Consider the following 13,573-nt stretch of genomic DNA (forward strand, 5'->3'; position numbering starts at 1 on the left):
TCTTTTTCTGAGTAATTAGATTTATAATTTGATTAATATCCCGGATTCTGAGTCAGGTTCTTGTTAATATCCCGTTGTGACTGCGGAATAGCGAACAAGTAATCCCTGTCTTTACTGAACTTACGGGCATCCAGCTCGATATATTGTGTGTTATCGGCTGCGAATTTAGCTCCGTGAGGACGACCGTTCAATACGGTTTCGATGGTTTTCCAACGACGGATATCATATATCCGCAAGCCTTCGATGGCAAGTTCGCAACGACGTTCACGGCGAACGATCGACTGCATATTACCAGAAGCAGGATAATTCAGGGCGGATGCATCGGTAAATCCGGCACGTTCACGAAGAGGTTTGATCGTCTTGTTCCAGACAGCTTCGTTCATCTGGCCCAGCTCCGTTTTAGCCTCAGCATACATCAATAAAACATCTGCATAACGCATCAGCATAATATTCAGTCCTGCTGCAAGTCCTTCCGGAGCAGTCGGGTCGAAATATTTGCGGATATAGTATCCGGTACCTGTCGAGTTCTGACCGGGGCCTGCATATTCATCCAGGTTAGCGACACCGGCATCCGCAGAAGAACCCGGTTTGATGTAGATAGTAGAGGTTACGCCTTTACCGTCTGTCCATTGATAGCCATGATAAACGATCGTAGCTTTAAAGCGAGGGTCTCTGTTTATATAAGGATCATCTTCCTTATAGCCCGAACCGGCTTCATTGATCGCTTTACCGTTCTTCATCAGGTAATCGTCCACCAGTTCCTGGGTAGGTGCAAATGCATTGATACGTCCGCCTACGGAAAGCGGGATTGCGTCGTACATTTCAGCCCATGTTCTCAGGTTCAGCAAATATCCCATATCCAGGATCACTTCACTGTTGTATTCATTTTCCGGCAGGAACAATCCCTCGTAGCTGGGGAACAAGGTATATTCGCCGTATTCTCCGTTGATAATTTTCTTACAAACAGAAGATACATTCTCCCAGTCGCTTTCATACAGATAGGTACGAGCCAGTAACGTCATGGCAGCTCCCTGGGTTATACGGCCATTATCAGCTGCCGTATATTGCTGTTTGGTTGGCAACATCTTTACAATATCGTTCAGTTCCGTACGAACAAAATCGAGCACTTCGCTTCTCGGTGAACGGGCTATTGTATTTGCCTCTTCAATTGATAATCCATAATCGAACAAAGGAACATCACCGTAATGGTTGGTCAAACGGAAGAAAAGGTAAGCACGGATAAAGCGGGCTTCCGATTTCATCCTGTTCTTCAGCGTTTCATCCATATTCGGAACGCGATCTACATTTTCAAGGAAAGTATGGCAGGTTTTAATTCCTTCATAACATCTTTTCCAATCCTCTGAAAAACGACCTAATGCAGCATTAGCCTGGCCCGAAGTAATCAATTTTTCATCTGAGCTGCCACGACCTTCATATAAGTTGTCGGATAGCTTTTCATCTTTGAAGAAATACTCAGACGACATCATTTGTCCATAAGCCTTGCTCAACACAGCAGAGGCTTTTGCTTCAGAAGTCCAATAGTTCAAGTCTGTAAATTTATTGGTCGGAGCCAAATCCAGATCATTACATGATGTAAAGGTTGCGAGTACCAGACAAGCAATACCTGTACTATATTTTAAGAAATTCATTTTCATAATAAACAGATGTATTAAAATTCTATATCTAAACCGAACCCATAATAAGTAAGCGTCGGATAGTTACGACCGCTATTACCGCCTATACCTTTAATACCTCCCATATCACTACCGAATTCAGACGATTCCGGATCGATAAATGAGTTTTTACAGAAAGTCAACGGGTTTTCCGTATTCACACTGACACGCAGCTTCTGAACACCGAACTTCTGAGTCAGCGATTTGGGCAAAGTATATCCGACCTGAATATTCTTTACACGCAGATAAGCCGCATTTAATATATGATTATCACCAGCCAGGCTCCAATTGTTAGTAGCAGATGCAGAGCCAGGAGCTGTCAGGCGCGGCCAGCGGGCGTCCGGGTTAGTCGGTGTCCAGAAGTCCAATTGATGTTCATAGATACAATATGAATAGTTACTATGGAATGGTTCCATTAACTCTCCACGGAGGAACTGAGAACGTTTTCCAACCCCCTGCAACATCAGGTTCAAGTCAAATCCTTTCCAGGCTAAACTGTAAGTAAAACCGAATGTGTAACGAGGAAATGCATTTCCTAATACGACACGGTCTTTCTCATTAATAACCTTATCACCATTCTGATCGACATATTTCACATCTCCCGGTTGAACGGAACTACCTACAGGCAGTGCGCTGTTAGCAATTTCTTCATAGCTCTGGAACAAACCGTCGGTTTTATAACCATAATAAGATCCCAACGATTCACCTTCACGGATCAGCTTGTATAACTCATCAAGTCCGTCGATACGCTCCTGTCCCCCAAAATCTGTGACCTTATTCTTTGAGTCTGAAATATTGAAGTTAAAATTATGGTGAAAATCACCATGATTCAGCTTATAGTTGACTGTCAACTCCCAACCTTGGTTTTTCATTTCACCCGCATTTTCCTTAGCAGTAGTTCCTCCATAAATGGTGGATACTTCGGGAGTCAATAGAATATTAGTTGTTTTTTTATTGAAATAATCGGCGGATACATATAAATTACCATTCAGGAAAGTAGCATCCACACCGATATTGAAGTTGGCAGACTTTTCCCAGGTTAACAAAGAGTTTCCATCCGTAATCTTCGTACCGGCAATAGAGGTGTTATTGAATACGAACTGGTTGTTCTCTATCAAATAAACCGTCTGGTAGGAATAATTATCTACATTCTGATTACCCAATACACCATAAGAAGCACGCAGTTTCAAATCGCCGATGTTGCTCTTATAAGTATCCATAAAAGCTTCTTCCGACAAACGCCAGCCGGCAGAGAATGAGGGGAAGAAACCCCAACGCTGATCTTTGGCAAACTTGGAAGAACCGTCATAACGGAAAGAGACATCTCCGTAGTATTTATCCATATAGCTATAACCTACACGGCCGAATACGGATGTGATACTTGTCTGGTCTGTATCATTATTCGAGTTCTTATTTTCTTTATTCTGCACGGAGTCGTCTGTTGTCGGTAAACCCAGATCTTCGTCTGTATATTCCCAGGCAATACGACTGGCTTGCTTTGTATACGATTCGTTAGAAGCACCGAACAAGGCTGTTACATGGTGGGCTTCTTTAAATGTACGGTCATAATTCAACAGGAACTGGGAACTGAGTGTATATCGTTTTTCATTATAGTCTTCCGTCATTGTATTAGAATGCATATACAATACCGGATTTGTCAGATCGGCAGACGAATATAAAGGCACTTTCTTATCACGACGGTAACGATGATGTTGCGTGAGGTCCAGACCGATCAAACCTGTTGCTTTTAATCCTTCCATGATCTTGAAATCGAGGTTCATGCTACCGATGAAATTATCCTCGTCTTTCTTTTCATAACCGCCATCCTGCAGCAATGCCAGCGGGTTGTCATCACCTACAATATCGTTTACCAGATATTTGTCGCCTTCCATGAATTTATAATAGTAATAAGAAGGTACGCGGGAAGAGTTGATGATCGCATTACCAGTACCTCCGGCAACGGTACGGTCCTTACGGCGGTTGTAGGCCATCAGTGAAGTAAGTTTGAAGCGTCCGTACTCCGTACTTAAGTTCGTGCGGAAGTTATAACGTTCCATGCCGAAATTACCCTTAAAGTTACTTTCCTGATTAAAGTAGCTGGCCGATACCATATAGGTCGTATTCTCGCTACCACCCGATACATTAATGTTGTAGTTCTGCTGAAGACCTGTCTGGATGATCTGATCGTACAGCCATTCTTCTTCATCGCGGTGGTCATATAAGTCGCGAATAGCGGTCGGAGTAAACTGGGGGGAATTACCGACATTCACATTTGCCTGATTTCTCAGCATCGCGTTCTGCCAACCTTCTACCGGAGAGAATAAAATATTCGGGTCCTGCATTCCGATCTGTCCGTTAAATGTAACCTGTGGTTTGCCTCCCTTAGATCCTTTCTTGGTTGTGACCAAGATAACGCCATTCGCCGAACGTGAACCGTAGATAGCCGCACTACCGGCATCTTTCAGGATAGAGACATTCTCGATATCGTTCGGGTTCAGATTATTCAGTGTGGAAGAACTGGAGATCAAACCGTCGATTACAATCAGCGGATCGTTATTACCCATCGTACTTACACCACGTATGTTGATATTCATACTGTTGTCATTCGGATTCATGTTCTTGCTCTGGATAACCAGGTTGGCTGACGCTCCCTGCAATGCCTGAGTTGCATTGGTTACAGGACGATTCTCGAAAATTTCGCTGTTCACCTGATCTACCGAGCCTGTGATACTTTTACGCGAACGGGTTCCATAACCGACAACCACCACTTCATCCAGTTTCTGGCTGTCTTCTTTCAGGGTAATACGGAAATCATTCTTTCCTTTTAAAGAGATTTGCTGTGTCAGGAAACCGATATAAGAGATTTCCAACGTTCCGTTTTCAGGAACTTGCAAGGAGAAGTTTCCGTCAAAGTCGGTAACGGTTCCGCTTGTAGTCCCCGAAACAACTACATTAGCACCGATAACAGGCAAGCCCGTTTCATCGACAATAACTCCTTTTACAGTTTTTTCTTTCTGATCGACTGCATTTTTAGCAGGTGCGGAAATGACAACATAATCTCCTTTAATCGAATAAGTATAACCTGTATCAGCCAAGATCTGCTTTAATACATCCAATACTTCTACGTTCTTTTGATTCAGTTGTACCTTTTTGCTGACATCCAACTGCGTACCATTATAAGCAATTTTGTACTTGGATGAAGCTTCGATCTTCCGGAACGCTTCCTTTAGCGAAACTGTTCCTTCATTAAAGGAGACCTTTTGTGCATTGATCTGCAGACAACCTGCGATCAGGAAACACAGACAATAGGTTCCAATTCGTCTGGATTTGTGTTTATTCTTCATATGTAATTAAAAAAGTTAAACAATAACACGATTTTAAGTGCGTACTCATCTATAATGACAGATGGAAAAAACGTTGCACCCAATCGAAACTAAAACTTTTTTTAATTACATCGTAAAAAAATACTTTTTTCCCTATTTCAGGAAGATATCTTTATTGTCAATCCGATATTCAAGTCCGGGAATTAACTCCTTCAGAAGCATGAATATATTTTCCAACGATTCATTCTTATTAAAATGCACCGTTATTTTATTATTATTATAAATAGATGTCTGCAAATGTACATTTACTCCGTATGTACGTTGCAAAATACGGATGATATCCGAAAAATAGTAGTTGTCAAATAATAAACCTCCTTCGCGCCAGTCGGAATAATCAGCAGAGACTACCTGTTTTATATCCGCTACTCCGGAGTCTATATTATATACCAACTGTTCATCGGGCACCAGATGATATACTTTCTTATCGTTATCCTGCAGACATACCCGTACAGAGCCTTCTTCAAGTGTGGTTGCAATCTGTTTTACCTCCGGATAGGCGAGAATATTAAAGCGCGTACCCAATACTTCTACATTCAATGTGCGGGCTCTCACGATAAAAGGTTGTTCCGTATTTTTTTCAACCTCGAAATAACCTTCACCAGACAGATAAACATCACGTGTCTGTCCTATAAAAGTAGAAGGATAAATCAATACGCTACCGGAATTCAACCAAACCCGGCTACTGTCCGGGAGAATGATCTGCTCACGTTTGCCTGCCGGAACAAAATGCTCGATCAGCGAAACATCCGCCACGGCATCTTTAGCTATATTTGCCTGCCAATAAAAATAAACGGAAGAAGAAAGCATGACCAACGGTAAGAGCCATATAGCCGCCAGTTTCATAACAAATGACGTCGGCCGTAAAGATTTCCGCACAGGTTCTTTTTGTTCTGAGAAACCTAACTGTCTGCTTAATTGAGAAAAAGCCTGTTCTGAGTGATTTTTGTTCATCTCCGGGAACCCCATAGTATCCCAGACCGACAGCAGCGCATCGTCTACCTCCGACCTATCATTTCCCTTTGTCAATCGTTGATGTACTTTCCTTATCGTCTCTTCCGAGAAGTCATGATGAAAGAAATAATCAACTATTTTTTTTATATAACTCATTCTGTCCTTAACATTATATTATAAAGACTCCTTTTGGGCATTTCGCCCCCAATATTTTAACACAAATAAAGCATCAATAGATATAATAAAACTTTTCTCAATTCTTTTAACGCCAAATTCAGGTGATTTTCAACTGTTTTCTTACTTAATTGTAATTTCTCGGCAATCTCCTGGTTGGACAATCCGATCTCACGGCTCAACTGATAGATCAATTTACGCTGTGGAGGCATGCTTTCTACTACCATATCGATCAAAAGCTGCAGATCCTTGGCTATTAAATCTTCATCCGGAGAGTCATTGGTCTCTTCTTCAAATGGTTTTTCTTTTAATCTTTCGATACGTATTTGTTGAGCTTCCAAAAAATTGAAAGTGGTATTTTTAGATAAGATGAATAGATAAGCGCCAAAGTTCTTTACATCGGCAAACTTATCCCGGTTCCCCCATACTTTAGAGAAAACTTCCTGGGAAATATCCTCTGCATCCTGCTCCGATTTAACTAAACCGTATACAAAACCACGGATCTTAGGATAATAGCGCATGAATAGTACCTGAAAAGCTTTCTGGCTTCCCAAGGTCAGTTCCTTCACTAATAGTTCCTCATCGATAGATTTTGTTAGCATGGAGGCAAATATACAAACCTAATGCTTAAATCAGAGCGAAGATTGGCAATTTGTTTTTGCCAAAATTGATTTTTCTGTATTGTCACTTTGGAATCAACATTACAGGCATATCACTAAATTATTTTTAAGCAAATAAAACTGCCGGTATATTAAATTGACAGAGTTCGTGACAGACTCTGGTAAATAAAGATGCAGAAGAGGATTATTTTTATATTTCTCGTTCTTTTCATTATTGCAGATAGATAATACTCATTATTTAAATACTGCGCAAATATAAATAATTTATTTTAATAATAAGCAAACAATAATATATACATTTTTAATAAAATGCAGTATAAATTAAAAACGTTATTAATCTAGGCCATAAATATAAATATTTACAAGTAATACTAAGAGGAAGGATCAAGGTTTTGGTAAATCTGTATAAAAAAGAGAAATTAATATCGTATCATTCCTAAAATTTTACTTCGTGATAACAAGCAAGCTCCCAACACTCCAGCTCGTTCGCCTAGTTTGGACAATCTTATTTCAGTATCCTGACTCACTAAATTAAGGGAGTATTTCCGTATAGCACTCTTTATCGGGAGACTGATGTATTCTCCGGTCAGAGATAATGCACCACCTAAAACAACCAGTTCAGGATTGAATATATTCATTAAACCAGCAATTCCCCTGCCTAAATTCAATCCCATTTCTTCCAGTATTTCAATACAAAGCACATCTTCCTTTTGTATGGCTTCAATCATATCCGCCAAAGTTATTTTCTCATTTTTATCTATTTTAGCCGCAAGGATCGTGCTACTGCCTTCTCTATACCTTTCTAATAATTTACGATGCAAAGCTGATCCCGAGGCTTCAGTTTCAATGCATCCCTTCTTTCCGCAGTGGCAGAGAATTTCGTTATCAAAGAAGCAAAAATGACCGAACTCTCCGGAAAAACCGGATTTACCATAATACAATTCTCCATTAATAAAGATAGAAAGCCCTAGGCCCCAGTTCAGATTAATAAATAAAATATTCTTTTCACCTTTAACAACTCCCTGCATATACTCTCCATACAACATGGCACGAGTATCATTTTCAATATATATCTTAATCTTTATGCGTTCTTCCAATATTTGAGACAAAGGCTTTTCTTCAAAGTAAAAAATACTGTAGCTGTAACCTGACTCTGGTCTAACACGACCGGAAATATTGACTCCGACTGCTAACACTTTTTCACGTGATACAGGCAGAGAACCTATAAAAGTGTTTATCAAAAGACATAATGACTCAAGAGCTGCCGGAGTATTTTCCAAAACGAAAGGTATATTTTCTTCTATTCTTAATTTTTCTCCTTTAAAATCAACGGCTGCGATATTGATCTTATCTCGAAAAATATCCACTCCCACAAAATAACCTGAAGTAGGGTTCAGTCCGTAAATATTAGGTTTACGTCCACCACTGGTTTCTTGCTTTCCAAAATCCAGTATATAACCGTCTTCTTGCAATTCGCCAATCAGCTTAGTTACAGTTGGGATACTTAAGTCCATTTCCTTACAGAGTTCTGCTATCGTAGCATCACCATTAGCTATATAATAATGTATGATTTTCTTTTTAAGAGACTCATTACGGTTATTGTCGGAAGTGATAAGAAATTTTGTATTCATGGCCTTATTTTTTGCTATTTATAGTATGATTGAACAAAAGTAAATAAATATATTTCAAATATAAGCTTGCCAAAATAAAAAAAGCACAATATTTAAACTCTTCACTTGACTTTCCACATAAGCTAATACTTATGAGATATTTTTTACACTCTTTTTTAATCTATTTAAGCCATTATTTACCAGAGTCTGTCACGAACTCTGTCAATATACGAGATAAACTCATATTTATCCGCAAGTTTCAACCTTGGTTATTAACAAATAAAAGTAATTTATTATGAAGAAAAATTTCCTGATTTTAGTGCTTGTTATGCTGCTTCCAGCTTTTGCATGGGGACAAGAGCAGATAACTATCACAGGAACGGTTATGGATGAATCCAATTTCTCCGTGCCGGGCGCCTCTATTGTGGAAAAAGGAACCACAAATGGTACAGTGACTGACCTTGATGGTAATTTCTCCATTATTGTATCTAACAAAAATGCAATCTTGCAATTTTCATTTATCGGCTACAAAACACAGGAAGTTCCATTAGCCGGAAAAACAAAAGTAAATGTTCTCTTACGTGAAGATGCGGAGCAACTGGATGAAGTTGTTGTTACTGGTTACGGTGGACAACAAAAGAGGGCAACCCTAACCACAGCTATTTCCAAGTTAGACAACAGAGCGCTTGAAAATGTGGCAATCTCAAATGCCGGACAATCACTGCAAGGTACAGTGAGTGGTTTACGCGTTGTAAATACATCCGGTAAGCCGGGAGAAGCACCTAACATCGTTTTGCGTGGAGGGGCCACTATTACGGGTGACCCAGCAAACAATCAGGCACTGGTTGTAGTCGATGGTATCGTACGTTCCATGAATGACGTAAACCCCGCCGACATAGAATCTATCCAGGTTTTAAAAGATGCAGCTTCCACTGCTATTTATGGAGCTCGTGCCAACAGTGGTGTTATCCTTGTAACGACTAAAAGAGCCAAAGAAGGAAAGGCAACTGTTTCTTACAAGTTTAAAGGCGGTATGAACTTTGCCCGCAAAGGCTATGAGTTCCTTGGAGCCAGAGACTTCCTGTATTATAATCGACTAGGCAATAAATACATCAATGATGCCGGCTATACCAGAACGTTACAACAAGTAAATAACACAACCGGTTATGGAACCAATGCCGGAAATCATTTCTCTGTTCATTATCTGACAGATGAAAACAAACATCTTCTAAATGAAGGATGGGAGCAAATGACAGACCCGTATGATGGCGAAGGACAGCTGATCTTTAAAGATTACGGTGGTCAAATGATGGATGCAGCATTCAATGATCCTTCATTTACACAGGATCATTATCTCAGTGTAACCGGAGGAAATGACAAAGCAACCTTCCTGACATCTTTCGGATATTATAATGAACAAGGACAGGTTGTCGGTACTTCTTATGAACGTTTCACAGGAAACATCAACGGTTCTTATAAGGTTCGCGACAACATTAAAATCAATGCAGGAGCAACTTATTCATTTTCAAAAAAACCAGGGTTATGGATCAGCGAAGCACAGCTGTTCTATCGCTCCATGAGTTTATGGCCAACCCTAAATCCTTATGATGAAGATGGGAACCCTGCTGCCGGTGTCGGATCTGCTGATGGGAATCCTCTGTATTGGAAGGATAAACTACAACGTATCAACAATGTACGCCGGACAACCTTCAACATTGGCGGAAGCTGGGAAATTATTCCCGGATTGGCATTGAATGAAAATAGTTCAATTTACTACATTGATAACGAACAGGAAGATTTCGATAAACAATATCAGACACAGAACAGCTCAACCCCTAACAATACGCGTAACGCCCGTGGAATGTATGAACGTCAGTTCCAACAGCAACATAGCGCCACATTGACTTACAATAAATCATTTATAGAGAAACATAATCTGGATGCAATGATCGGTGGCGAGTATTTCGACTACAACCGCTTCAAGCTACAGGCAAAAGGGAATAAAGCCCCCAGTGACGATATTCCTACACTGAACGGATCAAGTGACAAAACGGAAGTCTATTCTTATAAAGATGGTTATCGCATGCTATCTGGCTTTGCCCGTGTCAATTACAACTATGAATACAAATATCTGTTCTCTGTTGTTGCCCGCTATGACGGCATATCCAAACTAAGTGATAATCGCTGGGGATTCTTCCCGGGTGTTTCCGCTGGTTGGAACCTGCATGAAGAATCGTTCTTTAAAGATACGGAAGTAGCCAAATATGTATCTACTGTTAAACCACGTGTCAGTTACGGTGTAAATGGTAATGTCGCCGGACTAGGCAATTATGAAGTATATGGAGAATACAACACTATCAACAACAGTTCCAGTATTCCTATTCCTTATAATGGTAACGTTGGTTTCCTGAATACCGGACTGATCAACAGCGACCTTCGCTGGGAAAAAAGTAATTCTTTTGAAGTTGGTCTTGACCTGGGCTTCATAAACAATCGCTTTAACCTGATCCTGGACTATTATAACCGTACCACCAGCGACCTGCTGACCAGTCTGGAATTACCCGGATATACGGGCTTCAGCAGTATCAGAACAAACTTGGGTAGCTTGCGTAATACCGGTTTCGAGGCAGAAGTAAAACTCAATATCCTTTCGAACCCCAAGGCATTCAGTTGGGATTTCTCATTCAACACATCGTTGGTGCATAACAAAATCATTAAGTTGCCTTACAACGGTAACGAAAATAACCGCCAGGGAGGTATGGAAGTATACGATCCTAAATCCGGAAAAGTGATCTGGGTAGGCGGATATCAGGAAGGGCAACCTCTCGGCGAAGTATATGCTTATAAACAAGAACGTATTTTCAAAGACTGGGATGATGTAAAAGCTAATGCCGGTGACAGATATGACGCAGTTGCTGAACTATATGGGCCAAACAAATGGGCGCAGATGAGCGATAAGGAAAAGATTGGTAAAAAGCCTATTGAACCGGGAGATGTTATGTGGGCAGACCTCGACAATAACGGTGTGATCAATGAATATGACCGTGTAAAAGTCGGAAATGTTTTACCTAAATGGACAGGAGGATTTTCTACAAATCTTTCTTATAAAGACATCTCATTATTTGCCCGCTTCGACTATGCATTAGGACATATTATTTACAATGACCTTGCTGCACGTTCACTGGGACAATATCAAGGTTCTTTCAACATAATAAAAGACGTTTATGACACCTGGTCTCCCGAAAATACCAATGCTGACCTGCCTAAATTTTATTATGCAGACCAGTTAGGGAAGAAGAACATAACACGTTCAAACAATGCAAATCCCAATATCAATAATAACAGTTCCCGTTTCTATGAAAAAGGAGACTACCTGGCATTGAGAGAGATCACATTAAGCTATCGTTTACCTAAAACAATTATTGAAAAAGCGACACTAAGTGATGCCTCTATTTACATAACAGGACAAAACTTATTCTATATTACCGGTTATAAGGGAATGTCACCCGAACCGGCGGTCAAGAAAGATAATGCCGGAGTAGACGAAGGTAGATATCCTATGCCGCGAACTGTATTATTAGGTGTTTCCGTTTCATTCTGACAACCACTTTAAATTAAAAGCAATATGAAAAATATATTTTTATCAATAGCCATAATATCATCGCTCTTCATAGGAGGATGTACATCATTGGATATGAAGCCAATCAGTTCCATATCAGATGCGAATTACTGGAAGTCGGCTGACCAGTTCGATGCGTTCATGACCGGATTGCACACTCGCTTCAGAGAACATGCCTATAATTTCTTCCTTTTAGGGGAAGCACGAAGCGACGTTTTTGGTGATTTACCATTCGGTGGTGAAGCTTCACAAGGCATGGAGCGCTTTCCGTATAATACTTTAAACGAAGAAAATCCGGGTATTTCCAATTACGGTAAATTCTATGAGAATATCAATCAGTTAAATCTAATGATACTTCGTACCAGTGAAACTGAAATATTGACCGAAGAACAGAAAAACTATTACCTTGGACAAGCTTATGGTATACGGGCATTCTATTATTTCCATATTTTACGGTCATGGGGAGACGCAGTCATTACAACTGAACCGACATTTACAGTAGATGTTTCCAATATGGCAAAAGAAGCATCTCCGGCAGCCGATGTAATGAAACAAATAAAAGCAGATATTGAAGCTTCTATAAATGCATTTGGTTCAGATTATACCATCAAAGGACAAAAAAGCATGTGGTCAAAAGCGGCAACATTAATGTTAAAAGGTGAAGTATATCTTTGGTCCGGAAAACAAATGGGAGGAGGTAATGGAGATGCAACCATTGCCAAAAGTGCCTTGACAGATATACAGAACAATGTTTCTTCATTTGGTTTGATGGAAAAATTCAGTGACATTTTCGCCTATACAGAGAAAGGAAATAAAGAAATCATTTTTGCATTCCGGAATCAACTCAAAGAATATGATTTGTGGAATGGTTCTTTTGGTGGAAGTTTTCTTCCTCAGAGAAACTACTTATCCACCTATTATGATGCTGCAACCGGAGAAAAATTCGACCTGACAAAAGAAAACAGATTAGGTCTGATCCGTCTGGGCATTAAAAAAGACAATATGGATAGATATGACGATAAAGACAGCCGCAAACTGGCAACATTGAAAGGTGCTTACAATAAACTGGAAAATGGAACACTGGATCTTATAGGCGTATTTAATTATAAATACCAGGGAGTGCAGGATGCAGGTGACAGCCGCTCTTTATGTGATGATTATCCTATATATCGTTACGCAGACCTTTTGCTTATGCTGGCAGAGGCAAAAGCAATGCTGGGAGAAAGTCCGGCAGAAGAAATAAATGCGATACGTCAACGGGCTTATGGGGAGAATTACGATAACAAAACAATCGGTTTCCCCAATCAGCCGAATGATAAAGATATAAACGAAACTATTTTAGAAGAGCGTTTCAAAGAATTTATCATGGAAGGCAAACGCTGGTATGATTTGCGCCGTTTTGGGAATGAATATGTGTTCAAACATACATTGGCTGAAAATGGAAATACTGACAAGTTATTATGGCCGATTGATAAAACAACGCTGACCAACAACCCTGCCTTGAACCAAACTCCTGGTTACAAAGTTGCAGGAGCAAAATAAG

At 40.1% G+C, this 13,573-nt stretch carries 7 protein-coding genes; 2 read left to right on the forward strand and 5 right to left on the reverse strand.

What is annotated here, in order from left to right:
* Nucleotides 1–32 precede the first annotated feature (32 nt).
* The 5 genes from QZ076_RS12115 to QZ076_RS12135 all read right to left on the reverse strand — a co-directional run bounded on the left by QZ076_RS12115 (nt 33) and on the right by QZ076_RS12135 (nt 8,432).
* Nucleotides 33–1,655, reverse strand: a complete 1,623-nt coding sequence (locus QZ076_RS12115; protein ID WP_293713568.1) for a RagB/SusD family nutrient uptake outer membrane protein — start codon at nt 1,653–1,655, stop codon at nt 33–35.
* A gap of 14 nt (nt 1,656–1,669) precedes the next feature.
* The gene (locus QZ076_RS12120; RefSeq protein WP_293713569.1) at nt 1,670–5,017 is read right to left on the reverse strand and encodes a TonB-dependent receptor; all 3,348 of its coding nucleotides are present in this window, start codon (nt 5,015–5,017) and stop codon (nt 1,670–1,672) included.
* A gap of 132 nt (nt 5,018–5,149) precedes the next feature.
* Nucleotides 5,150–6,163, reverse strand: coding sequence for a FecR family protein (locus tag QZ076_RS12125; RefSeq protein ID WP_293713570.1), 1,014 nt, complete (start codon nt 6,161–6,163; stop codon nt 5,150–5,152).
* A 56-nt stretch (nt 6,164–6,219) separates the two neighbouring features.
* A complete protein-coding gene (locus QZ076_RS12130; RefSeq protein WP_293713571.1) occupies nt 6,220–6,783 on the reverse strand; it encodes an RNA polymerase sigma-70 factor in 564 nt (187 codons plus the stop codon).
* A gap of 437 nt (nt 6,784–7,220) precedes the next feature.
* Nucleotides 7,221–8,432, reverse strand: coding sequence for an ROK family transcriptional regulator (locus tag QZ076_RS12135; protein WP_293713572.1), 1,212 nt, complete (start codon nt 8,430–8,432; stop codon nt 7,221–7,223).
* Nucleotides 8,433–8,706: 274 nt separating this feature from the next.
* Here QZ076_RS12135 and QZ076_RS12140 point away from each other — a divergent pair, with 274 nt between their 5' ends.
* Nucleotides 8,707–12,012, forward strand: a complete 3,306-nt coding sequence (locus QZ076_RS12140) for a TonB-dependent receptor (RefSeq protein ID WP_293713573.1) — start codon at nt 8,707–8,709, stop codon at nt 12,010–12,012.
* Nucleotides 12,013–12,036: 24 nt separating this feature from the next.
* Complete coding sequence (nanU, locus tag QZ076_RS12145) at nt 12,037–13,572, forward strand: SusD family outer membrane lipoprotein NanU (protein WP_293713574.1); 1,536 nt, start codon at nt 12,037–12,039, stop codon at nt 13,570–13,572.
* Nucleotide 13,573 lies beyond the last annotated feature (1 nt).

The sequence above is a fragment of the uncultured Parabacteroides sp. genome, assembly GCF_905196875.1.
GTDB lineage: Bacteria > Bacteroidota > Bacteroidia > Bacteroidales > Tannerellaceae > Parabacteroides.